This window comes from Brooklawnia cerclae, assembly GCF_011758645.1.
Classification (GTDB): Bacteria; Actinomycetota; Actinomycetes; order Propionibacteriales; family Propionibacteriaceae; genus Brooklawnia; species Brooklawnia cerclae.
In genome coordinates this window covers 1,044,396-1,069,063 of sequence record NZ_JAAMOZ010000001.1, presented here as the reverse complement: position 1 = coordinate 1,069,063, position 24,668 = coordinate 1,044,396, and the positions used below count along the sequence as shown (strand labels likewise).

General features: G+C 69.7%; 16 protein-coding genes. 11 read left to right on the top strand and 5 right to left on the bottom strand.

Going from position 1 to position 24,668, the window contains the following annotated elements; all coding sequences use genetic code 11:
- Positions 1 to 51: 51 nt before the first annotated feature.
- The 6 genes from FB473_RS05215 (at position 52) to FB473_RS05190 (ending at position 7,017) form a co-directional block, all read left to right on the top strand.
- Complete coding sequence (locus FB473_RS05215; protein ID WP_243863479.1) at positions 52 to 1,050, top strand: siderophore ABC transporter substrate-binding protein; 999 nt, start codon at positions 52 to 54, stop codon at positions 1,048 to 1,050.
- Positions 1,051 to 1,340: 290 nt separating this feature from the next.
- Positions 1,341 to 2,375: an ABC transporter permease gene (locus tag FB473_RS05210; RefSeq protein ID WP_167165395.1), complete on the top strand. Its 1,035-nt coding sequence runs from the start codon at positions 1,341 to 1,343 to the stop codon at positions 2,373 to 2,375.
- A complete protein-coding gene (locus FB473_RS05205; protein ID WP_341770031.1) occupies positions 2,368 to 3,450 on the top strand; it encodes an iron chelate uptake ABC transporter family permease subunit in 1,083 nt (360 codons plus the stop codon). Before FB473_RS05210 ends, FB473_RS05205 begins: the two co-directional genes overlap by 8 nt.
- Positions 3,447 to 4,202 (top strand): ATP-binding cassette domain-containing protein, encoded by a 756-nt coding sequence (locus FB473_RS05200; protein WP_167165394.1) that lies wholly within the window; start codon positions 3,447 to 3,449, stop codon positions 4,200 to 4,202. Before FB473_RS05205 ends, FB473_RS05200 begins: the two co-directional genes overlap by 4 nt.
- A gap of 185 nt (positions 4,203 to 4,387) precedes the next feature.
- Positions 4,388 to 5,671, top strand: coding sequence for a M16 family metallopeptidase (locus FB473_RS05195; protein WP_167165393.1), 1,284 nt, complete (start codon positions 4,388 to 4,390; stop codon positions 5,669 to 5,671).
- Positions 5,668 to 7,017: a M16 family metallopeptidase gene (locus FB473_RS05190; protein WP_167165392.1), complete on the top strand. Its 1,350-nt coding sequence runs from the start codon at positions 5,668 to 5,670 to the stop codon at positions 7,015 to 7,017. Before FB473_RS05195 ends, FB473_RS05190 begins: the two co-directional genes overlap by 4 nt.
- A 36-nt stretch (positions 7,018 to 7,053) precedes the next feature.
- Here FB473_RS05190 and FB473_RS05185 read toward each other — a convergent pair whose 3' ends face one another.
- The 3 genes from FB473_RS05185 to FB473_RS05175 are packed head-to-tail and all read right to left on the bottom strand — an operon-like array spanning position 7,054 to position 11,556.
- Positions 7,054 to 9,960 (bottom strand): UPF0182 family membrane protein, encoded by a 2,907-nt coding sequence (locus tag FB473_RS05185; protein WP_167165391.1) that lies wholly within the window; start codon positions 9,958 to 9,960, stop codon positions 7,054 to 7,056.
- Positions 9,953 to 10,516, bottom strand: a complete 564-nt coding sequence (locus tag FB473_RS05180) for a PPA1309 family protein (protein WP_167165390.1) — start codon at positions 10,514 to 10,516, stop codon at positions 9,953 to 9,955. Before FB473_RS05180 ends, FB473_RS05185 begins: the two co-directional genes overlap by 8 nt.
- Complete coding sequence (locus tag FB473_RS05175; RefSeq protein WP_167165389.1) at positions 10,510 to 11,556, bottom strand: YlbL family protein; 1,047 nt, start codon at positions 11,554 to 11,556, stop codon at positions 10,510 to 10,512. Before FB473_RS05175 ends, FB473_RS05180 begins: the two co-directional genes overlap by 7 nt.
- A gap of 66 nt (positions 11,557 to 11,622) precedes the next feature.
- Between FB473_RS05175 and FB473_RS05170 the strand changes: the two genes are divergently transcribed.
- Positions 11,623 to 12,963 carry a zinc-dependent metalloprotease gene (locus FB473_RS05170; RefSeq protein WP_167165388.1) on the top strand — a complete coding sequence of 447 codons (1,341 nt, stop codon included), beginning with the start codon at positions 11,623 to 11,625 and terminating at the stop codon, positions 12,961 to 12,963.
- A 16-nt stretch (positions 12,964 to 12,979) separates the two neighbouring features.
- Here the strand turns inward: FB473_RS05170 and FB473_RS05165 are convergent, their stop codons facing one another.
- Positions 12,980 to 13,600: a M48 metallopeptidase family protein gene (locus FB473_RS05165; RefSeq protein WP_167165387.1), complete on the bottom strand. Its 621-nt coding sequence runs from the start codon at positions 13,598 to 13,600 to the stop codon at positions 12,980 to 12,982.
- A 429-nt stretch (positions 13,601 to 14,029) separates the two neighbouring features.
- Here FB473_RS05165 and FB473_RS05160 point away from each other — a divergent pair, with 429 nt between their 5' ends.
- Positions 14,030 to 14,191, top strand: a complete 162-nt coding sequence (locus FB473_RS05160; RefSeq protein ID WP_167165386.1) for a DUF5679 domain-containing protein — start codon at positions 14,030 to 14,032, stop codon at positions 14,189 to 14,191.
- A gap of 42 nt (positions 14,192 to 14,233) precedes the next feature.
- On the opposite strand, the gene FB473_RS05155 is transcribed toward FB473_RS05160, so the two are convergent.
- Complete coding sequence (locus FB473_RS05155; protein ID WP_167169101.1) at positions 14,234 to 16,072, bottom strand: ATP-dependent DNA helicase UvrD2; 1,839 nt, start codon at positions 16,070 to 16,072, stop codon at positions 14,234 to 14,236.
- 211 nt (positions 16,073 to 16,283) lie between these two features.
- Here FB473_RS05155 and FB473_RS05150 point away from each other — a divergent pair, with 211 nt between their 5' ends.
- From FB473_RS05150 to recD, 3 genes are read left to right on the top strand one after another with little or no spacing between them, the layout of a single operon-like run.
- On the top strand, positions 16,284 to 19,496 hold the full coding sequence (locus FB473_RS05150; RefSeq protein WP_167165385.1) for an exodeoxyribonuclease V subunit gamma: 3,213 nt from the start codon (positions 16,284 to 16,286) through the stop codon (positions 19,494 to 19,496).
- Positions 19,490 to 22,810, top strand: coding sequence for a UvrD-helicase domain-containing protein (locus FB473_RS05145; RefSeq protein ID WP_167165384.1), 3,321 nt, complete (start codon positions 19,490 to 19,492; stop codon positions 22,808 to 22,810). Before FB473_RS05150 ends, FB473_RS05145 begins: the two co-directional genes overlap by 7 nt.
- Positions 22,803 to 24,668: an exodeoxyribonuclease V subunit alpha gene (gene recD / locus FB473_RS05140; protein ID WP_208390444.1), complete on the top strand. Its 1,866-nt coding sequence runs from the start codon at positions 22,803 to 22,805 to the stop codon at positions 24,666 to 24,668. The genes FB473_RS05145 and recD overlap by 8 nt, the downstream gene beginning before the upstream one ends.

The following is a 24,668-nucleotide window of genomic DNA, read 5'->3' as shown; positions in this document are numbered from 1 at the left end:
CTGTCGGTCGTGACACAACACCGATGTCGCCATATGAACTTGGGAGTTCCCTTGACCAAACTTGCACAACGCCGCCGATTCATCGCGCTCACCGCCGCCTCCACCGCGCTGGCACTGACTCTCGCAGGCTGTGCCTCCGGCGAGGATTCCACGACGGAGGCGAGCAGCGCGGCACCCACGTCCGTCGAGATCGAGGACAACCACGGCACGTACACGATCAGCGTGCCGCCGACGAGCGTGATCGCGACCGACAACCGCCTGTTCGAGACCCTGTCGGACTGGGGCATCACGCTCGCCGCCGCGCCGGTCACACTCATCCCGGCCGACAACCCCTACAAGACCGACTCCTCGATCGTGAACCTCGGCTCGCACACCGAGCCCGATCTGGAAGCCGTGGTGGCCGCAGAACCCGACCTGATCCTCAACGGCCAGCGCTTCAGCCAGTACTACGAGGACCTGACGACACTCGTCCCGGAAGCGACGATCATCGAACTCGATCCGCGCGACGGAGAGCCCTTCGACGAGGAACTCAAGCGGCAGGTCGAGGTGCTCGGTCAGATCTTCGGCCACGAGGAGGACGCGCAGCAGCTCATCGACGACTTCGACGCGTCGATCGCGCGTGTGCAGGCCGCCTACGACTCGTCCGACACCGTGATGGCGGTCATCACCTCCGGCGGAGAGATCAACTACGCGGCCCCCGACACCGGACGCACGCTCGGCCCGGTGTTCGAGATCCTCGGCCTGACCCCCGCACTGGAAGCCGAGGGCTCCAGCGACCACCAAGGCGACGACATCTCGGTGGAGGCCATCGCCGCATCGAACCCCGACTGGATCCTCGTGATGGACCGTGACGCCGCGGTGAGCGCCAACTCGGGCGAGTCGTACACCCCGGCGAACGAACTGATCGCGAACTCCGCCGCGCTGCAGAACGTCACCGCCGTCACGCAGGACCGCATCATCTACATGCCGCAGTACACCTACGTGAACGAAGGCATCCAGACGTACACGACCTTCTTCAACTCGCTGGCCGACGCCCTGGAAAGCAACTGACGGGCAGGCTCGGGACGCCCGGCCGCCCGGCAGTCATGTGACGCCGGGCGGCCGGCGACCTTTCGACAGGCTCAAGGGACCTTCCCTCCGACAAGCTCAAGGGACCTTCCCCTCGACGGGCTCAAGGGGCCTTCCCTCCTTTCGACAAGCTCAAGGAGCCTTCCCCTCGACGGGCTCACGGAAACCCCTTTCGACAAGCTCAAGGGGCCTTCGCAGACTTCGCTCCTTGAGCCTGTCGAAAGGAGCAGCCCCGATCCGCATCCGACCGACACGCAGACCACAGGCCACACATGACTGAACCGCTCATCAGCGCCGCCTCCGCTCCGGCGCAGCCACCGCCCTCGGCGGCGCCTCCCGTCCGGTCCGGAACCCCGAAGGGTCGCCTGCTCACCTGGCCACTGCTCATCGGCCTCGCTGTCACGGCCGGGCTGGTCGTGCTCTCCCTGTTCGTCGGCGTCTACGACGTCCTCGGCGCCGACGACGGGGCCGAGATGTTCGTGATCACCCGCATACCGCGCACGATCGCGCTCATCCTGGCCGGAGCAGCGATGTCGATGTCCGGACTGGTGATGCAGCAGCTCACGCAGAACCGCTTCGTCGAGCCGACGACGACCGGCACCACGGAGTGGGCCGGGCTCGGGCTGCTCATCGTCATGATCGTCGCCCCGGAGGCGCCGCTGCTGGTGAAGATGATCGGCGCGGTGATCACCGCCTTCCTCGGGACGATGACCTTCTTCGCCTTCCTGCGCCGGGTGACACTGCGGTCGTCGATCATCGTCCCGATCGTCGGCATGATGCTCGGCGCGGTGGTCGGCGCCGTCTCCACCTTCATCGCCTTGTCCACGAACATGTTGCAGAGCATGGGCGTGTGGTTCCTCGGCTCGTTCACCTCGGTGCTCCAAGGCCAGTACGAGCCCCTGTGGGCCGTCACAGTGGTCGTCGTGGCGGTGTTCATCGCCGCCGACCGCTTCACCGTGGCCGGGCTCGGCCAGGACATCGCCACCAACGTCGGCCTGAACTACAACCGCGTCGTGCTCCTCGGCACCGGCCTCATCGCCGCCGCGACCGGCATCGTCACCGTCGTCGTCGGCAACCTCCCGTTCCTCGGGCTCATCGTGCCCAACATCGTCTCCCTGTTCCGCGGAGACGACCTCCGCTCGAACCTGCCGTGGGTGTGCCTGCTGGGCATCAGCGTGGTCACCGTGTGCGACATCATCGGGCGCGTCATCGTCATGCCGTTCGAGGTGCCGGTGGCCCTCATCCTCGCGATGCTGGGTTCGGTCGTCTTCATCGGGCTCCTGTTGAGGCAGCGTCGCCGTGGCTGAGCAGACGCTGACACACGAGCAGGCTCCGGCACTCGAACAGACGCCGGCGCCCGGCCGGACTCCGCTCACGGGTGAGCGTCGCTCCGGCGCACTGCCCACCGCACGGGCGGGACGACGCTATCTCGTCGTCGTGGTGGCGCTCGCCGTCCTCACGGTGCTCATCACGCTGGGCAACCTCGCCTGGGACAACCCGATGCCGATCGGCAGCACGGGATTCTGGCGCATCGCCGAACTGCGAGCCACCAACCTCGTCATCATCACCGTCGTCGCGTTCTGCCAGGCGCTGGCGACCGTCAGCTTCCAGACCGTGACGAACAACCGCATCATCACGCCGTCGATCATGGGCTTCGAATCGCTCTACCGGGTCGTGCAGACCGGGGCCGTGTTCTTCTTCGGGGTCGCCGGGATCACGATCATCCAGGGTGTCTGGCAGTTCATCGGCCAGGTCGTGCTCATGGTGGCCTTCGCCGCGATGCTGTACGGCTGGTTGTTGTCGGGCAAGTACGGGAACCTCCAGATCATGCTGCTCATCGGCATCATCCTCGGTGGCGGTCTGGGCGCACTCTCGACGTTCATGCAGCGCCTCCTGACTCCGACGGAGTTCGACGTGCTCACCGCGCGACTCATCGGCAGCATCGCCAACGCGGACGCCAGTTACCTCGCGATCTCGATCCCGCTGGCCGCCGTGGCGGGCGGGGTGCTGTGGCTCCGGGCGAGGCAGCTCAACGTCCTCGCGCTGGGCCGCGAGACCGCGGTCAACCTCGGGGTGGACCACCGGCGGCAGACGATCGCCGTGCTCCTTCTCGTCTCGGTGCTGATGGCCGTGTCCACCTCACTGGTGGGCCCCATGACCTTCTACGGATTCCTCGTCGCGATGATCGCCTACCAGCTCGCCGACACCCACGATCACCGTTACGTCTTCCCCGTCGCCTGGCTGACGGGTTTCGTCGTCCTCGGCGGCGCCTACTTCGTGCTCAAGAACGTCTTCTACGCCCAGGGATCGGTCGGCGTCATCATCGAGATCGTCGGGGGGACCTTCTTCCTCGCCCACATCCTGAGAAAGGGACGACTGTGATCACCCTGAGTTCTGTCGCCAAGAGCTACAACGCCGAGATCGCCATCGGCCCGGTCGACCTCACGATTCCCGCCGGCGGTATCACGGCCCTCGTCGGCCCCAACGGCGCGGGCAAGTCGACCCTGCTCACCATGATTGGCCGGCTGCTGGGCATGGATTCCGGGTCGATCGAGATCGCCGGGTACGACGTCGCGTCCACGAACTCGAGAGACCTCGCGAGGATCGTGTCGATCCTGCGTCAGGAGAACCACTTCGTCACCCGGCTGACGATTCGTCAGCTCGTCGGCTTCGGACGCTTCCCGTATTCCGGGGGCCGGCTCACCGCAGCGGACGAACAGATCATCAGCCGATCGATCGATTTCCTCGGTCTCGGGGAGATCGAGGGCCGATACCTCGACGAGCTGTCCGGGGGCCAGAGGCAGCGCGCCTACGTCGCGATGGTGCTTGCCCAGGACACCGAGTACCTACTCCTGGACGAGCCCCTCAACAACCTCGACATGCAGCATTCCGTACAGATGATGCAGCACCTGCGCCGGGCCGCCGCGGAACTGGGACGAACCGTCGTCATCGTCCTGCACGACATCAACTTCGCGGGCCACTACGCCGATCGGATCTGCGCGGTCAAGGACGGCCGGGTCTGCCAGTTCGGCACCCCCGACGAGATCATGCGGGGCGAGGTGCTCTCGGCCATCTTCGACACCCCGGTCGAGGTCGTCGAGGGCCCGCGCGGCCGACTCGCCGTCTACTACTGAGGCCCGCGCACCCGTCTCGGCCGGTCAGGCAGCGACTAGGGAAACGCTGATCAACGACCCCTGAGCCTGTCGAAGGGTCGTTGACTGCCGTCCGGCAACGGGCTTCGACAGGCTCAGCCAGCGTTGCATTGATCAGCGGCGACTCGCACGGAACACCTTGCCGTGCCCTTGGTAGCATTCAGCGCATGCCCGAGCTCAGTTCACTGGTTGACTACGAGATCGAGGACAAGAGGCTCGACAACGGGCTACGTGTCCTGGTCAACCCCGACCCGCTGGCCCCGGGAATCGCCGTCAACCTGTGGTACCGCGTCGGCTCCGGGGACGAGCGGTTGGGCGCGACCGGGTTCGCGCACCTGTTCGAGCACCTGATGTTCGCGGGATCGGCCAATGTCGCCTCCGGCGAGCACCTGGAGGCGATCCAGGCGGTCGGCGGAAGCGCGAACGCCACCACCAGCTTCGACCGCACCAACTATTTCGAGACCGTCGGCCCGCACGCGCTGGAACTGGCCCTGTGGCTGGAGGCCGACCGCATGTCCACCCTCAACGTCGATCGGGCCAACCTCGACACGCAGCGCGAGGTCGTCAAGGAGGAGAAGCGGCAGCGCTACGACAACGTGCCCTACGGCGATCAGCTGCAGCTGTTGCTCGAACTGAACTTCCCGACCGCCCACCCTTACCGCCACGCCGCGATCGGATCGATGTCCGATCTGGACGCTGCCACGCTGGACGATGTGCAGGCCTTCTACCGCACGTGGTATCAACCGGGAGCCGCCGTCCTCACACTCGCCGGGCCGATCACCCCGGACCAGGGGCTGACCCTCGCCGACCGCTATTTCGGCCACCTGCCGAGCATCGACGTGCCGACGCCTGTGCGGCCTCGGCCCCTCGCGCCTCACCGGGGCGCGCCCGAACTGGTCGTCGTCCGCGACGTGCCCCGGCCGATGCTGCACGTGTGCTGGCGCACGCCGCAGCTGTCGCATCCCGACCGGGTACCGCTGGATCTCGCCGTCGCGCTGCTCGCCGAGGGCCAGTCGTCACGCCTCTACCGTGAACTGGTGCGTGACGAGGAGCTGGCCGAAGGCGTGGGCAGCTTCGACCTCGGGCTGGCCCGGGGCACATCCGTCGCCGTCGTCTCGGCCCGGGCACGCGAAGGCGTCGCGCTGGAGGCCATCGACGAGCGCATCCTCGCCGCGGTCGCCGATCTCGCCGAGGTGGGACCCACCGATGCCGAGCTCGCGCGGGCCAAGGCATCGTCCGAGCGCCAATGGCTCGAAGCCCTCGCACCGGTGGAGGACCGCGCCGACCAGCTCGGCTTCTACGCCACGCACTTCGACGACCCGGCGCGGATCAACCACGAGCTGGACGACATCGAGCGGGTCACCTCCGACGACATACGAGCGGTGGCGGCCCGATGGCTGCGACCGGAGTCCCGGGCGACGCTGCGCTACCTCGTGGGGAGCAACCGATGAACACGTCGCAGCCCCGCCCCGAGGTCCGACCGGCCCGGCAATGGCGTTTCCCCGAGCCCCGAGTCTCCGAACTCATCAACGGCATCAGCCTGTGGCTGTTCGACATGCCCAGCCAACACGTGATCAGCTCCCAGGTCGTACTCGATGCACCCGTCAGCCTCGAGCCGTCCGGTCACGAGGGCGTCGGGACGATCACCGTGAGTGCCAGCGACGAGGGCAGTCGCACACACCCCGGCGCCCTGCTCGCCGAGCTCCTCGAGGATCAGGGCGCGGTGTACGGCGGCATCGCCACCCAGTCGGGCACGATCTGCCAGTTGGATGTGCCCAGTCCCCGGCTGCTTCCCGCCCTCGATCTGCTGGCCGAGATGATCCGGGAGCCCGCCTTCGATCCAGGGGACGTCGAGCGCCTCGTGGCCCTGCGACTCGCTGAGATCGAGCAGTCGGTGGTGCGCAGCACGACCGCCGTCCAACTCGCCTTCCAGCAGACCGTCTTCGACCCGGCCAGCCGCTCGGGCCGCCCGACCAGTGGGAGACAGGCCGACGTCACGCGGATCACGGCGGACGACGCGCTCGCGTTCCACCGACTCTGGTGGCAGCCGACCGGCGCCACCATCATCCTGGCGGGGGCCCTGCCGCCCGGCATCGACGCACAGGTGGCTGCCCGCTTCGGTGACTGGCAGCCCAGCGGGACCGCCGTTCACCACGAGCCTGCCAGGCCCAACCCGGGCGCTCCCGCGATCCGGGTCGTCGACCGGCCCGGCGCGGTTCAGGCCGACATCCAGATCGGCGCCTTCGGTCCCGACCGGAACGACCCGAACTGGGCGGCCCTGGAGGTCGCCGCGTGCGCGATGGGCGGTTCTTTCGGCTCCCGGCTCAACCGGGTGCTGCGCGAGGAACTCGGCTACACCTACGGGGCCCACGCCGGCTTCCGCCCGCTGCGTTCGGGCGGAAGCTTCTCGATGCGGACGAGCAGCCGCACCGAGGTGGCCGCCGAGGCCGTCCGCGAGGCGCTTCGGCTCCTCGATCTCGAACGTGAGCCGTTCGTCCCGGACGAGATCGCCGACGCCCGCACCTATCTCCTGGGCATCGCTCCCCTGCAGTTCCAGACCGCCGACGCGATCGCGGCCCAGGCCGGGATCCTCGCCGCGGCCGGAATGTCACCGGACTGGGTGAACGCGCACCAGGAGCGTGTCTCGGGCATCACCGCAGAACAGGCCAACGCGTCGTTCATCGGGACCGTTCGTCCCGAGGCCCTCAGCGTGGTCGTGTGCGGGGACGCGGAACGGCTCGTCCCCGGGCTGGCGCAGGCCGGGCTGACCGCCGACGTGGTCGAACTCGACATCTGAGCGAACGGCCACGTCCGGGCGGATCGCCGGCGGCGGTCAGCCGAGCGCCGACTGGGCCTCCTCGACACGCTGCTTGGCGATCTCGATCTGGGCCTGGTACTCGGCCAGATCGCCTGCCTTCAGGGCCTCGTCGGCCGCGTCATAAGCCGCCACTGCCGCCTCCAGCGCGGCCTTCACCGCCTCTGACCCCGTCGTGGTGCCGGACGACGACCCCTCGTCCGATCCTCCGCTGGTCTGGTCGCTGCCCTCACCCGTGTCGACACCGGCATCACCCTGGAACACCGTGTCGAGGGCCTCCTGCAGCGTGTCGCCGATGCCGATGTGGTCACCGAACCGCACCACGATGAAGCGCAGCACCGGGTAGGACCCCGTCGCCTTGCCCTGCGTGTAGATCGGCTCGACGTATATCAGCCCACCGCCCAGCGGGAGCGTGAGCAGGTTGCCGTAGACCGGCTCGGCCGCACCCTGGCTGGTGAAGGGCAACAGTGCCTGCTGCACCTGTTCATCGGTCTGGATCGCATTGAACGTCTGGTTGGGCCCGGGCACCTGATGGGTGTCGGACAGCCTCAGCACCCGTATCTTGCCGTAGTCCGGGCTGGCCGCGTCGGCCACGACGGCCATGTACGCACCCAGGTTCTCGCGTCCTCTGGGGACGTAGACCGCGGTCTGGCTGAAGACCGGCGCGTCGTCCTCGGGCCACTTGATCGACAGGTAGTAGGGCGGTTCCTTGGTGTCGTCATAACGCGGATCGTCGGGCACGACCCACAGGTCGGACTGCTGGTACCACGCCATCGGATCGGTCATGTGGTAGCGACCCAGGATCTCGCGCTGCGCCTTGAACAGGTCCTGCGGGTAGCGCAGGTGCGCCTTGAGGTCGTCGCTGATCTCGTCGACCGAGTGCAACAGCCCCGGATAGACCTTGTCCCACGTCTGCAGCACGGGATCGCTGGTGTCCCAGGCGTAGAGCGTCACGGTCCCGTCGTACGCGTCGACGACCGCCTTGACCGAGTTGCGGATGTAGTTCACATCGCTGCTCTCGGAACCCACGGGCGTCCAGCTCGAGGTCGAGTCGCTCGTCGCACTCGACAGGTCGACCCGCTGCGAGTTCGGGTAGCTGTTGGAGGTGGTGTATCCGTCGATGATCCACACCACGCGCCCGTCCACGACCGCGGGGTAGGGATCCTGGTCGATGGTCAGCCAGGGCGCCACCTTGGCGACGCGCTCGGCCGGCGTCCGGTCGTACAGAATCTTGGACTCGGAGGTGACCCGCGAGCTCAGGAGCAGGTTGATGTCGCCGAATCGGGCCGCGAACAGCGCGCGGACCAGGTAGTTACCGACGGAGACACCGCCGGTGCCGCTGTAGGTGGTGTAGGTCTCGCCGCTGCCGGACTCGCCGCCGGGCGTGTCGAGCTCGATCGCCGAACCGCCCTCGGTCGTGCCCACGATCGAGTAGTCGGTGGTGTTCTCACCGAAGTAGACGCGTGGCTCCACCTGGTTGAGCTCCCCTTCCGGGGGAATGTCGCGCTCGATCCACTCGGGCTCACCGCTGGCCTGGCGGCGGTTGCCGTAGGCGCCGACCATCGCGTACCCGTGCGTGTACACCGTGTGCACGTTGTTCCAGGTCTGGTTCTCCTCCGGCAGGCCGGACGTGTTGATCTCGCGAACCGCGACGATCGCGTCGGTCTCCTGGCCGTCGATGGTGTAGCGATCGACGTCCAGCACATCCGGGAACGTGTAGTAACCACGCACCTGCTGCAACTGCTCGAAGGTCGGCGCGATCACCTGCGGGTCCATGAGCCGGATGCCGGGGAGCGCGGACGCGTCGGCGATCAGCTGCCCGGCGCTCACGGTGGTCGTGGCGGAGTAGTCGGTGACCTCCACGTCGGCGACGCCGTAGGCCTCCCGCGTCGCGCTTATCTGGTTCGCGATGTAGTTCCGCTCCCGATCCGGCTCGTTCGGCTTCACGTCGAACTGCCACACCAGCCCCGGGTAGGCGACCTGGACGACGAGGCTCGACGCGACGGCGAGCGCCACCGCGGAGGTCGGGAGCATCCACCGCCGCAGTTTCGCGTTGACGAAGAACACCACGGCGCATACGAGGCAGATGATCGCCATGATGAGCTTCGCGGTGATTCGCGCGTGGTCGTCGGTGTAGCCGATGCCGGTGAACAGGGTGTCGTTGTCCGTATAGGCGAACGCGTAACGGCCCAGCATCTGGTCGATGCCGATGAGGATCATGATGATGCCCAGCAGCACGGACATGTGTGCCTGCGCGCTCGCACCGAACGGGTTGCTCACCTTGATCTCGGGGGCCTGTCCCTCCACCGGCGAGCTGAGCCGCAGCGGGCTCGTCCGGGTGGCACCGGAGATGAAGTGGACGACCGCGGTCGCGACCAGGCTGATGATGAACGTCCACATCACCTGGCTGACCACGAAGCGCCACCACGGCAGATCGAAGACGTAGAAAGAGATGTCCCGGTTGAAATAGGGATCCGTGGTACCGAACGGCGTGGCGTTGAGCCAGGCCAGGAAGGTGTCGGTCACCGACACCGCTCCAGCGCCGGCCAGCAGGCCGAGCACGATCACCGGCACCGCGACGAACAGCTTCGTGCGTGCGTCCATCACTCGGCGGTAGCGGCTGAGCGTGCTGGATCGCCCGGCCTGCGCGGGAACGCCGTGGGGACGCATCCGCAGAGCCACCACCATGTTGACCAGCACCACGACCGCCATCAGCAGCCCGAAGACGCAGAACAGGCCCACGGTGCTGAACAGCCGGATCGTGAAGACCTGCTGGGCGTCCACCGACCGGTACCACAACAGGTCGGTCCAGACGCGCGAGAAGAGGACGAACCCGAGGATCAGGACCACCAGGATGCCCAGCGTCAGCGCGAGGGTGTTCCGCTTCCGCGGTGCAGTCGGGTCCTCTTCGACCAAGCTACTCATGATTACCCTTCGTTGTCGGGCCCCACAGGGTGAGGGCGAGCGCCTGCGTCAACGCGGGCACCATATCGGCGCCCACCAGCAGGTCTTCGGGATTGGACGCGAGCCTGGCCACGCAGTGGACGATCGGCTCGCCGAGAGAATCGCGCAAGGCCCCGGCCACCACGCGCAGGTCGCGGCGCTGCGGATGGTTGGCGACGAACTCGGCCGCCAGCCCGGGGTCGTCCGGCACACTGGGCTCGAGTTCGGCCGGAAGGAAGCTGCGTTCGGTCGCCAAGGCGCAACCGGCGACGGTGCCCGGCCACGCGAGCCGGGCGAGAGCTGTCATGAGATCGGCGCCCGACGGGTTGAAGTCGTCCTGCTCGATCGAGGACAGTGCGTCGGGTGCGGTGACCGTGAGCTGATCGGCGAGGCTGGGCTGGGCTTCGAGGAGTTCCGCGGTCGGGGCGAGGGCGAACAGCCTCGCGGGCTGGTCCCAGCCCGAACGCCCGACGAACCGTTCGATCTCCACGAGGGCCGCGAGCAGGGAATCGCTGCGGCTGGTCTGCTCGGTCAGCATCGCGGCACCAGCCCCGACGCGTCCGGATCCTTGAGCAGTTCGAGACTGTTGACCGCATCTTCCAACGTCGTCACCTTCACAAGTGTCATGGACGTCTTCACCCCTGCGACATCGGCGCAGTTGCTCTCCGGCACGAGCATGATCTGGGCGCCTGCCCGCTCGGCCCCCCGCACCTTCTGCCGCACGGCCCCGACGCTGCCCACCTCTCCGGTGGAGGAGATCAGGCCCGTTGCCGCGACGTTGCGCCCGTCGACGACCTGCCCGGGGGTGAGTTCGTCGTAGATGGCCAGTGCGAAGGCCAGGCCCCCCGAGGAGCCCGCCAACTCGTTGTCGATGCCGAACTCGACGTCGACGGAGTGCTGGTAGCTGTTCTCGGTGTCGATGCCGAGCTTGGCGATGCTGGGATCGTCCTGCGAGGCGACCGTCGTGATGGCCGCCTCCAACTCCTGCCCGTCACGAGTCAGCCCCAGGCGGACGACGGTGCCCGGCTCCACCCCGGCCAGCGCGTTCTGCACGTCGGTTCGCCGCTGTACGGGAGCCCCGTTGACCGTCGTGATGAGGTCGCCCGCCTCCACCTTCCCGTAGGCGGGCCCGGAGCTCGACACCTGCGTCACCACCGGCTGCCGGACGATGGGGATGCCCGCCTGTGCCAGGGCAGCGACGACCGCGTCGCGCTGCGAGGTCGCCATCTGTTCGGTCGCGGCCGCCTGCTCCTGGGCGCTCGGCGTCCCGACCGGGTAGACAACCTCGCGCGGAAGCACCTGTTCGTCGGGCAGGAGATAGGACAGAAATGCTTGCGGCAAGGTCATGCTGGCGTCGACCCGGGTGACCGCGACCGTCGTGAGCTGAACCTCGCCGGGAGTGTCGTAGGTGGGCGCACCGGAGATGGCGATCGTCGGCTGCCCGTCACGTTCGCCCAGCAGGTCGGTGGAACCGCCCGGCTTCCAGCTGACGAACGACACGGGCACCAGGGCGACGAGCGTCATGAGCACGACGAACAGGGCCGTGGACACGGTCGCCGTCCAGCCCTGCTTGGTCATACGGATACCCTATCGGGTCGGCCAACCGACGAGCCGGACGGTTGCGTCCTGGGGTTGAATGGATGCATGAACGACGACGAACATGAGGACCCGCTCGCCAAGTGGCTGGCCCAGTTCGGCTTCGAGACCGGCTCGGGCATGGACCTGGGTCGGCTTGTCTCCCAACTGCAGCAGGCCATGCAGTCGATGTCAGGACGCACCGGTGCGTCCGGAATCGATTGGAAGGGCGCCCGGTCGGCCGCGCGCCAGGTGGTGGCCGGGCTCGGCCCCGATCCGGCTCCGAACGAGCAGAATCAACGCAAGGTGGCCGAGGCCGATCGCCTCGCCGGGTTGTGGCTCGACCAGACGACCTCCTTCGACCAGGTCGAACGGCCGGCCGCGGCCTGGAGCCGTGCCGAATGGGTCGAGCGGACGATGGGATCCTGGCGCACCGTCGCCGAGCCCATCGTCACCCGCATCGCCGACGCGCTGGCGTCGTCCTTCGGTGCGCAGTTCGCGGCCGCCGAGGACGCGCCCGCGGAACTGGGGCAACTGGGCGCGATGCTCACGCCGATGCTGCGGGGCGCCGCGGGGTCGATGTACACCCTGCAGCTGTCGCAGGCCATCGGCCAGCTCGCCGGCGAGGTCGTCTCGGGCACCGAGCTCGGCCTGCAGGTGATGCCCGAGCCCCAGGTGGTGCTGCTGCCTGCCAACATCGCCGCGTTCGGCGAGGGCCTGGGCCTGCGGGACGAGGACGTGCTGCTCTACCTGACGGTCAGGGAGGCCGCCCGGCAGCGGCTCTTCGCGAACGTGGGGTGGCTGGCCCCGCAGCTGCTCGCCTTCCTCGAGCACTACGCGCGCGAGATCACGATCGACGTCGCGGCGATCACCGAGGCCGTCGAGGTCGACGATCCCTCGGCGCTGACCCCCGAGCGGCTCGCCGAGATCAGCGAGCAACTCCAGGGCAGGCTCTTCTCCCCCACCCAGACCCCCGAGCAGCGCAGCATTCTCGGGCGCCTGGAGACGCTGCTGGCGCTCGTGGAGGGATGGGTGGACGAGGTCACGGCCACCACCGTGACCAAGTGGATGCCGCAGGCCTCCGTCCAACTGGCTGAGGCGATCCGTCGCCGGCGGGCCACACGGGGGCCGAGGGAACGGCTCTTCTCGACCCTCGTCGGCCTCGACCTCAGCCCCCGCCGCGTGCGGGACGCCGCGAATCTGTGGGCCGCCATGACCGAGGCCAGGGGTGCGGCCGAGCGCGACGCCATGTGGGCCCACCCCGACCTCATGCCCACCGCGGAAGATCTGGACGATCCCCTACGGCTGCTCGACCCGGACACGCACGACCACGTCGCCGACGAGATGGACGTGGCGCTCGCTCAGCTGCTGGAGCAGGCTGAGCAGGAGCGCGGGGAGTCGTCCGACTGAGTCGCGAACGGACCCGTCAGTCGAAGTCGCCCTCCGGCTCGGCGCACCCGCGCCCGGAGGCCGCCGACCATCCCTCCAGATAGCCGCGCGCGCGTTCGGCCTGCGGGTAGTGCGCCAACAGTTCCTGGAACCTCGGCCCGTGATCGGGCACCAGCAGGTGGACGAGTTCGTGGGCCAGCACGTAGTCGAGCACCCAGTCGGGCATCTGCTGCAGGCGATGGCTGACGCGAATGGTCCCCGCGTCGGTGCTGCACGACGCCCAGCGCTGATTCATCGTCGTCACCCAGCGCACGGACGTCGGACGGAGCGCCTGGCCGACCGCCGGCTCCAGGTGACGCCGGGCGACGATCGCGGCGCGTGCCGCGAGTTCGTCGTCGCTGCCGGGCGCCCGGTGCCGGCGGCTCGCCAGCCGGGCGACCATCGTCGTGACCCATCGCTGCTCGTCGGCGCGGCTCATCCCGTCGGGCAGCAGGAGGACGGCCGTGTCTCCCTCCACCCGCGCCGAGACCGTCTTGCGGCGGCGGGCGCTGCGGCGCACCTCAACCCGTGAGACCCCCGGCGGCAGGGACGCCGGCAGCGTGAGCTCGCGGGTCGGCAGGTTCTCGGTCACCGGCCGCCGTCGCCGATGTGTCGCCATCGGGCCCCCCATTTCGTCGAAGCCCCAGCCTACGTGCGCCGGCTGCGGCGTGGACACCCCCGGGCCGCTCGCAGGTCGCCGGAGCCCCCGGCGACCGACGCTTCGGGCACCGTGCGGACGTCCCCGCGGGGCGGGTGCATCCTTGACGCCTTCCCCGGGCGGGCAGTACTTTTTTCGGGAGGCCCTCGGACGGCCGGTCGCACGCAGGGGAAGGCGCGCGAACTGAGCCCCGAGGGCCTCGCGTCGCGTCCGGCGGGACGCGGGAGGCGCCCGACCTGCGGCCAGGAACGTCCGGTTCACCCAATTTGAGGCACTCGGGCCTGGGACAAGCGCACACGCTGCGCATACAGATAGGGTTGTGCCCACAGTCGCCGAGCGCTCACAGCGATCACCGGCAGACTGCTTGGCCCCACGACAGAGGAGGAGACTGTGGCTGAGGAAACCTATGAAGGCGAGTTCTACTGCGTCAAGTGCAAGGAGAAGCGCTCCGCCAAGGGCAAGGTCGTCGTTAACGACAAGGGCACCAAGATGGCGAAGGCCAAGTGTCCCGTGTGCGGCACCAATCTGAACCGCATTCTTGGCAGGGCCTAGCGGACATCCTCGTGCGGGGGTGACGGGGAGCTGGCACCCCGGTCACCCCCGCTTGTGCGTCGTGGTGACGTCGCCAGTGGCCGGCCCACCGGCACGGATGATCCCCAACACCTGATCCCCATACCGTTCGGCCTTGTCGATTCCGATTCCCTGGATGCGCAGGAGCCCCGCACGGTCGCTCGGCCGCTGCTCGGCCAGCGCCCGCAGCGTCGCCTCGGTGAAGATGACGAACGCGGGCAGCGACTGCTCCCGCGCGCACCGCAGCCGCCAGGCCCGGAGTGCCTCGAACAACTCGACGTCGACGTCGCCCGGGCAGTCCGCGTGACGCCCGAGTTTGATCTCGGCGGCCTCGCTCAGTGAGCGCCCGCACACCCGGCACAGGGGCAACGTCCGTGGTCGGGCGCGTCGTCGCACCGGCATGGTCGTGGTGGACGATGTTCCGCCCGTCAGCCCACAGTCGCGCAGGAACCTGGACGGTTGACGCTGGCCGTGCCCCGAAGCCCCGCCGGGGGCCCACGACAGCCGCAGGTCTGTACGCGCGCGGGTGATCGCGACATGGAGCAGCCGCCGTTCCTCGGCGATCTGTGCCGGCGTCGTGGCCAGGACGAAGGGCAGCATCCCCTCGGTGAGGCCGATGACGGCCACGGCCTCCCACTCGAGTCCCTTGGCCGAGTGGATCGTCGACAGCGTCACCGCGTCCACCACGGACGAACGGTGATCGCGCGATCGGCCGCGTCCCTCGGCGTCCCGTAGGACGCAGGGAACACCGGCCTCGTCCAGCGCCTCCTGCACCATCTCGGCCTGCGCGTTGATACGGAACAGCACGGCCTGCTCGGCCCACGTGATTCCGGCCTCGTGCCTGAGGCGCAGCCATTCGGCGACCTCGGCGGCCTCGGAGGGCTCGTCGGCGCTCATGGCCACCTCGACCCGCGGGCCCGCAGGCCTCACGGCCCGCAGCCGCAGACCGCGCCCCATCGTCGCGTTCGCGGCCTCCAGCACCTCGGGGGTCGAGCGGTGATTCGTCTCGAGTCGCAGAGTGAGCGCACCCGGGTGCTCGCGCGCGAAACCCTCGAGATAGCGCGGTTGGGCACCCGCGAAGGTGTGGATCGCCTGGTTCGGGTCGCCCACCACGCAGACGTCCCTGCCCTCGCCCAGCCACAACTCGAGCAACGTGCGCTGGACGGGGCTGACGTCCTGGAACTCGTCCACCGTGAGATGCCGGTACTGTGCGCGGACCTGCTCGGCGACCTCCGGGTGCTCGTGGAGCAGGGCGATGGTGCACAGCAGGATGTCGTCGAAGTCGATCACCGCGCGGCGTTTCTTGACCTGCTCGTACCGCACCAGCACGTCCGAGACCTGATCGGGGTCGAGTGCGGCCACACTGCGTCCCGCCGCGCCCGCGAGTTCCGGGTAACGGTCGGCGGGAACGTTGGACACCTTGGCCCAGCTGATCTCGCCCGCCAGGTCGCGCAGCAGCCCGGTCTCCAGCTCGACGCCGAGGGGACGAGCGGCCTCAGCGACCAGGCCGAGGACGCTGGACGCCACAGGAGGCAGTTCGGTGCCGTTCACCCGGGGCCAGAAGTACGACAGCTGCCGCAGCGCCGCCGAATGGAAGGTGCGGGCCTGCACACCCGGCACGCCGAGAGAGTGCAGCCGTGATCGCAACTCCCCCGCAGCCTTCGTCGTGAAGGTGACCGCCAGGGCCCGGCGAGGATCGATCCGCCCCGTCAATGCCCCGTAGGCGATGCGATGGGTGATCGCGCGGGTCTTGCCCGTCCCGGCGCCGGCCAGCACGACGACGGGCGATCCGAAGGAGGTCGCCACAACTCGCTGCTGGGGGTCGAGACCGCCCAGCACCTCGTCCGCCCCCAACCGCCCCATGGATTCCACGGGCACTCACTCTAGGTCAGCGCTCCGACAGACCCGGGGCTCCCTGCTCCGGGGTTCGCGCGCCGGTGACCCCGCCGGGCGAACAGCCCGGCGATGCGGCGATGTCGCGCTGGAGAAATGTCACAAACGACTCCTAGGGTTGGTCCCGAACGGTGGGATCCTGAGGGGATCCGGCGATATCCGGCGAAACGAGGTGCGCGGCGTGACTCCAGCAGGAGCATTCGGGTCAGGCCCGCGTCTGCACCCGGTGACGACCTGGAGTCAGGCCTGCGACGTCGCTGCCACGATTCTCCACGACTCCCCCGGCGCGCCTCTGGAACTCGACCTCGTCGTCACGCCCGGGTCGGCACACCAGCGGGCGCTCTCGCAGACCCTCGCCGAGCGTGCGGACGGTCCCGGCATCAGCGCGGGCATCGAGTTCACCACGCCCGAGGGCCTGTGGCGTCGCGCTCAGGCAGACAGCGAGGACGACCCCTGGTCGCCCTCCGCGCTGCCGTTCGCGGTGCTGGCCGAACTGCAACGCGAGGAGCCCGAGTTCGGCGACGTACATCGTCACCTCGGCGCACCGGGCACCCGGCCCGGACGCGCCTGGGCGACCGCGAATCGTGTCGCCGGCCTGCTGCTCCGGTACGCGCGTGACGCCCCCGGCATGATCGACGCCTGGAGCCGGGGCTCCGACGTGGACGCCGCCGGCCGGGTGCTGGCCGACCGGGACGCCTGGCAGCCGCGCCTGTGGCGTGCCCTGCGGGACCGGCACGGGGACGACCCCGGTGCCCGGCGCTCCCGGCTGCTCGACGGCCTGCGAGCGGCACCCGCGCCCACGCTGCCCGCCCGGATCGTCGTCCTCGCGGTGGACGATCCCCCGCCCTCCCAGTCGGAGCTGTACGCCGCGCTCGCGGCCCACCACGACATCGACCTCATCCAGTTGGCGGGTTCCACGCCGGCCGACGGAGACGAGGGCTCACCTTTCGTCCGGCGATACGGGCGGCGCGCCCCGCTCGGGACGAGCCCCGATGTGAACCCCGACGGCACTCTGCTGCACGCGGTCCAGGACGATCTCCGGCGCAACCTGCCGCCGGCAGGAGCCAGGACGTGGGATCCGAGTCTGCAGGTGCACGCCTGCCACGGCCCCGACCGCCAGGTGGAGGTGCTGCGTGACGTGCTGTGCGGCCTTCTCACGGACGACCCCACGCTGCAGCCCCGCGACATCGTCGTGCTCAGCCCCGATCTCGAGTTGTACGCGCCGCTGATCGCCGCATCCTTCGGGCTCGCCGCCGACGGCGCCGACGACCTTCATCCCGGGCACCGCCTGCGCGCCGCCATCGCCGCCCCGTCAGTGGCCTCCGGCAATCCGGTCCTGGGCGTACTCGCGCAGCTGTTCGCTCTGCAGTCGGGACGCGCGACGGTGACCGACCTGGTCGACCTCTGTCAGTCCCCACCGGTCGCACACCGATTCGGCCTCGACCGTGACCAGCTCGACCGGCTGCGCGAACTCGTCGCCGATGCGGGAATCCGATGGGGAATGGACCGAGCCCAGCGCCGGCGCAACGGCGTCCCGTTCTCACAGTCGACCTGGCTCATGGGGGTGCAGCGACTGCTCCTCAGCCTGACCTTGACCGATCTTCCCCCTACGCGGCTCGACATGCTGACGCCTGTTGCCGGGGTCGATCCCTCGGACGCCGACGTCATCGGGGTGCTCGCCGAGATCGTGTCGCGGGTGCGCAAGACGACCGGAACGTTCGCCCAGCCCTGCTCCGCCGCATCGTGGGCGGCCAGGCTCCGCGAAGCGATCGAGTTGCTGGTCGACGTGCCCTTCGAGGACGGTTGGCAGATCACCCACGCACTGTCGGAGTTGGCGCGGCTCTCCCGGGACGGCGGCGACGAGGGCCCTGACCTCGACGCGGGCGACATCGCCGTCTGGCTGACCGACCGGACGACGGGCCATCGCAGGCGACCCAACTTCGGCACCGGATCGCTGCTGTTCGCGGGGCTCGGCGACCTCGCCGCCATCGAGGCGCGAGTGGTCTGCGTCCTGGGTCTGGACGACCGCGTGTTCCCCGGTGCCCCGGACCTCGACGGGGACGATCTGCTGGCCAGACCCGGCTCGGGGACCGAGTTGCACTGGACCCGGACGCGCCGCGAACGCAACCGCCAGCGTCTCCTCGACGCGCTGCTGTCGGCCCGCGAGACCTTCATCGTCGTCACCCAGGGCGCCGACGAGCGCACCGGTCAGGCCCGGCCCTGCCCGCTCAGTGTGTCGGGCATCCTCGACGCCGCCGCCGTCGAGGGGATGGCGGGCCGGTGGCGTCCCGAACAGGAACGGGACACCCTCGTAGCCTGGCATCCGCTCCAGCCCTACGACTGGGCGTCGTTCCGCTCCGTCGGCAGCGAGCCGCCCGCGAGCTTCGATCAGCAGGCATTGAGGGGCGCTCTGGCGCTCGCGCACCCGCCGACCACCCCCGCCGAGCCGATCCGGCTCCGCGCCCACGGCACGGCGCCCGAGCCGGAGCCCGTCGACCTCGACGACCTGATCGCCTTCTACCAGAACCCGGCACGTGAACTCCTCCGCAGGCGTGTGGGCGTCACGCTGGGCAACCGCGACCGTGTGCTCGACCCTGATCTGCCCATCGTCCCGGACAGTCTGCAGGAGTGGCAGGTCGGCACCGCGCTGCTCGACGCCATGGTCGAGGGGTACGACGCGCGGGACGCCGTCGACAGCGAGTGGCTCGCGGGCCGCGTCCTGCCGGGCAGGCTCGGTGAACGGGTGCTGAGCGACCAGTTCGAACAGGCAGAGGAGATCGCCCGGTGCATCCAGGCGGCCCGGTCGGGGCCGGCGGACGACCTCGACTGCACACTGGATCTCGGCGGCCGCGTCCTGACCGCCCGGGTGCGCGTGTACGGCAATCGGATCGTCCTCCACCGCAACGGCAGGCTCCGTGCCCCCGACGCGCTCGCGGCATGGATCCAGGTGCTGGCCCTGGCCGCGTCCGGCGCCCTGGGGCAGAGCTCCGCCGAGGCGATCGTCATCGGCCGCAGACGTGAGCGGCTGCGCCCACCCGACCGCGCCAGGGCACTCGGGCTCCTCGGCGAGATGCTCAGGCTGCGTGAATCAGGTCTCGTGCGGGTGCTTCCGCTTCCCCCGTCGACGGCGGCCACCCGGTGCGGCATGTACACCTGGCGGCGGGGCGAACCTGCCGATGCGGCACGCCAGGAATATGCCTCCGAGGCCGACAAGGACCCCAACTGGCGGTATTTCTTCCCGACCTTCGACGATCTGGTGGCCGAGCGCCCGCACGCGGACGATCCGCCGGGCGCCGACGGGGGCTCGCGCTTCGAGACGCTTGCAGCCTGGCTGTGGCGGCCGGTGGCCGACGCCGTCGAGCGGTGGCATCCGGGGCAGGAGGCGACGTGGTGACCGACGACGTGTTCCGCCTCACAGGCCCGCTGCCGCCCGAGCGCACCACCACGGTGCTGGAGGCCAGCGCCGGGACGGGCAAGACGTACTCGATCGCGGGGTTGGTCGCCCGCTTCGTCGCCGACGGCCATCGGCTCGACGACGTCCTGGCCGTCACCTTCAGCCGCCGCGCCACCGCCGAGCTACGGGACGCGATCCGCGGTCGGCTCGTCTCCTCCCGCGCCGCGGTGGCCGCCGTGCTCGCGGGAGGGCCGTGCCCCGGCGACGACGTCGACCGGCTGCTCGCCGACGGCGATCGCGCAACGCTCGCCCAGCGCCTCACGCGGCTGGACGATGCCGCGGCCGACGTGGACGCGGCCCCCATCCTCACCCTGCACACGTTCGCCGGACGCATGCTGACCGAACTCGGCCTGCTGGCGGACCACGACCCGGCGACCCGGCTGGGGAGCGACCTCGATGTGCTGGGCGGCGAGGTGGTGGCCGACGTGTACCTGTCCGACGAGCACGTCTGGGGCTCGCTGCCCTGGTCGTACGCACAGGTCCTCGGCAGGCAGGCGCTCGCACATCCCACCGAGGTGCTCCATCCCCCGGACGAGGAGTCGGCGGCCCGGGTGAGTTTCGCGTCGGCGGTCCGCGCCGAATACGACCGGCGGAAACGGCTGCGGCGCGTCCTCGACTACGACGACATGATCGGACGCCTGGCCAGCGCCCTCACCGACCCGGTCACCGGCCCGCCGGCCGCCGACCTTCTCGGACGACGCTTCCGCCTCGTTCTCGTCGACGAGTTCCAGGACACCGATCCCCAGCAGTGGGAGTTCCTCCGCGCCGCCTTCCACGGCCGCTCCACCATGGTGCTGATCGGCGATCCGAAGCAGGCGATCTACCGTTTCCGGGGCGGCGACATCGAGACGTACACGGCGGCGAAGTCGCAGGCGCAACATGCCCTGCGGATGGACACGAACTACCGCTCGGACTCCCCCGTCGTCAGGGGCATCGAGATGATCTTCGGACCGGTCGACCTGGGCACCGCCTCGACGCCGATCCCCCTTGCGCGGGTGGAGGCCGATCGCCCCGGGTCGCGGCTGTCACACGACGGTCATGAACTCGACACCGCGGTCGAGGTGCGGGCGCTGCGCTCGCGCGGATCGCTGAGGGTGGCCGATGCCCGAGAACTGGTCCGCCGCGACGTCGTCGGGCAGGTCGACCGGCTGCTGAACGGCGGGTACCGGCTGGTCGAGGGCGAGGGTTCGCGCCCGGTGCGCCCGAGCGACATCGCCGTCCTCGTCTCGACCAATGCCTTCGGGACGGCCGTCCACCGGGCGCTCCGCGCCGCCGGGCACTCCGCGGTGTTCACCGGCGAGGCCAGCGTGTTCGGCTCCCCGGCGGCCAGGGAGTGGCTGGTCGTCCTCGAAGCGCTCGAGGACCCTTCGCGATGGACGATCCGGCGGGCCGGCCTGACGCGTCTGCTGGGGTGGACCAGCGACGAGCTGGCCGACCCCGACGCCGGGCCGATCGTCGAACTGACATCGCTGGTCAACCGGTGTTCCCGGCTGTTGACCACGCATGGGATCGCAGCCGTCTTCGAGACCCTCGTCGCCGCACGCGACCTGTACGGCCGGCTCCTCGACGCGCCCGACGGCGAGGCGATGATCACCGACCTGCGGCACATCGCCGAACTCCTCAACGAGGCCCAGACCCGGCAGCGGCTCGACGCGACGGCGCTCACCGAGCACCTGCGCCGGGCGATGCAGCACGCGGGCGCCGATCAGGACGAACGGACACGGCGCCTGCCGACGGATCGTCCGGCCGTCCGGGTGATGACCGTCCACCAGGCCAAGGGGCTCCAGTTCCCGATCGTGCTCGTCCCCCAGGCCGCCGACTCGCGATCGGGAACCTCCGAGGACGACGTGCCCATGCTGGGCCACCTCGACGGTGTCCGCGTCCTGGACGTGGCCCCGCCCGCCTCGCGGGAGGAACGGGCCGAGCGGTACTGGGCCGAGGACCTCGCCGAGTCGTTGCGTTCCTTCTACGTGGCCTGCACCCGGGCCCAGTCCCTGCTCGTCTGCTGGTGGTCGCCGACGCAGTACAACACGCCTAGTTCGCCGCTCCACCGGCTCCTGTCGAACACGCAGCCGCACACACCACCCGAGCCCGGCTATCCGCTCTGCCCCGCCGACGACCTCCCGCTCAGGCCAGGGGTCGGGCTCACCGTGTTCGACCCACCCGATCCCCTGCCGCGGCGAAATACTCACGCGCCGGACGCCCCGAGCACCGGTGTGCTGGAGGCACGCACGTTCGTCGACCGCATTGACCGCGACTGGGTACGCACCTCGTACACCGGGCTGACCCGGGACATCCACGACGAGGCCATGCGTCCCGAGGCGCTCGACGACACCTCGGACATGGAACTCGAGGACGTGGCCGGGGTCGCCGTCCCGCCGCTCGCGGGAACGCCGGGGAACACCGGCACGTCGCCGGCGTCCCGCCTGGCCTCGTCGCCCGGAGGCACGCAGTTCGGCAGCCTCGTCCACCAGGTGCTGGAGCAGGTCGACCCGGCATCGTCGACCCTGGACGACGACCTTGCCGCCGCTGTGGCGGAGTTCGCCGACCAGTACCAGCTGGAAGGGCTCGACCGCCCCAGCCTGGTCGCGGGGCTGCGCGAGACCGTCGAGACCCCGCTGGGCGTGCTCACCGACGGCCGATCGCTTCGAGACCTCGGAGCGATCAATCGGCTGGCCGAACTCGACTTCGAACTGCCGCTCGGCGGGCAGGTGGGTCGCAGCCGGCTGGAGGATCTCGCAGGGTTGTTCGGACGATGGCTTCCTCCCGGCGACCCTCTGCGTTCCTACGGTGAGGCCCTGGGCACCTCCGCGGCCGCGACCACAGTGCTGGCAGGGTTCCTCACGGGCTCGATCGACGTCGCGTTGCGGGTTCCGCCCCCCGATGGGACGCGGGCGCAACGCTTCGTCATCCTCGACTACAAGACCAACCGGGTCCCGGCCCCACCCGATGAACCCCTCACCGCCGCCCACTACTCCCCCGCCACCATGACCGCCACCATGATCGCCGCCCACTACCCGCTCCAGGCGCTCCTGTACGGTGTCGCCCTCCATCGCTATCTCGCCTGGCGTCTTCCTGGGTATCGTCCGCAGACGCACCTCGGCGGGGTGGGTTACCTGTTCGTCCGCGGCATGGTGGGCCACGACACCCCGCTGATCGACGGCATGCCCGCCGGGGTGTTCACCTGGCTGCCACCGGCGGACATGATCGTGGAAGCCTCCCGGATTCTCGCAGGAGGTGAGCGACGTGGTTGATCCACGGGCCGTTCCCGTCTCGGCGACCGGTCTGCTCGCCGAGTTCGCCCGCGCCGGGGTGCTCGGGGCCTCGGCGGTGCACCTGGCGCAGACGCTCGGTCTGGCCTCCGGCGAGACCGACCAACGGGTTCTGCTGGCCGCCGCGCTGTGCCTGCGGCACCAGGACACCGGATCGGTGTGCCTGCCCCTCGACCAGGCCAGGGCCTCGGTCACCGTGCTCGAGACTCCCGACGATGATGGCCCTGGCGACGTCCCCGGCGCCACGGACACCTCAGGGCTTCCCTGGCCACCGATCGACGAATGGCTCGACGCGGTAGGCGGTTCGCGGCTCGTGCACACCGGCACGCAGGCCCCCGCCAACGAACGACCATTACGGCTCGTGGGGACGAACCTGTACCTGGAACGCAACTGGCGCACCGAGGAACAGGTGCGGATCGGCCTGCTCGAACGGCTGGCGCTGGTCCCGCCCCTGCTTCCTGCCGAGCTCGTGGACGCGGCGGTCGAGGCCGCCTTCCACCCCCTTGAGCGCGACGCCGGCTCGGTCGACGGCCCTGAGCGTTCGATCGAGCAGCGCCAAGCCGTCCGCACCGCTGCGACGACGTGGACGAGCGTCATCGCCGGGGGCCCGGGAACCGGGAAGACCACCACCGTGGCGCAGTTGCTGCGCGTCCTCGATTCCCTGGCGAGCGGGCCGACGACGGTCGCCCTGGCGGCGAACACGGGCAAGGCCGCCACCCGCATGCAGCAGTCGCTGGACAACTCGCTCACCGGCACCGGCAACCCCCACGAGCACTGGAGAAACCTCCGGGTGGACAGGGCCCGGACGCTGCACTCGCTCCTCGGAGCCGTACCCGGCAACGGTTTCCGGCGCAATGCCGGCAACCCGATGCCCTACGACGTGGTCATCGTGGACGAGATGTCGATGGTGTCGCTCGGGCTCATGGCAGCGCTGCTCGCAGCGCTCCCCGCCACCGCGCGTCTGGTCCTCGTGGGCGATCCCGACCAGCTGGCGTCGGTCGAGGCCGGTGCCGTGCTCGCCGACATCGTCGCCGCCGGTCTGCCCGCCGGCCCGGGCGAGGCGACGAGCGCCATCACCGTTCTGAGATACAACCACCGGTCGAGCGGAGCCATCCAGCGGCTCGCGACGGCGATCCGCGACGGCGATCCGGACGCGGCGCTGGCCCTGCTCGACGAGCAGCCCGACGGCCTGCGGTTCGTCGACCGCGACCCCGACCCGACGCTCCTGTCGGGGGGATCCGATCTCGGCGCCGAACTCGTGCGGCAGGCGGCGAGCATCCGAACCGCCGCCCTCGCCGGGGACGCCGCCACTGCTTTGTCGGTGCTGGACGACCACCGCCTGCTGTGTGCGCATCGGGCCGGGCGATACGGCGTGTCGCAATGGTCGCGCGCCGTGGCCCAAATTCTGCGACACGATGTGCCCGGCTACGGACGCGACGGCGAGTGGTACGCGGGCCGCCCGATCCTGGTCACCCGGAACGCTCCCGACGTCGGCATCGCCAACGGGGACACCGGGGTGGTCATGCTGGGTGGCGACCATGCCCAGGTCGCGCTGCCCGACGGGGATCGTCCGCGTCTACGCTCGCCCTGGCTCCTGGACTCGGTCGAGACCATGCATGCGCTCACCGTGCACAAGTCGCAGGGCAGCGAATACGGCACGGTGACGGTCGTCCTGCCGCCGCCGAGTTCACCGCTGCTGAGCCGTGAACTCCTGTACACGGCGGTGACACGGGCGCGGCATCGGGTGAGGATCCTGGGCACCCGCGAGTCGGTGGTGAAAGCCATCGGAACGCCGGCACACCGAGCCACCGGTCTGGGCGAGCGACTCGGATCCAGCTGA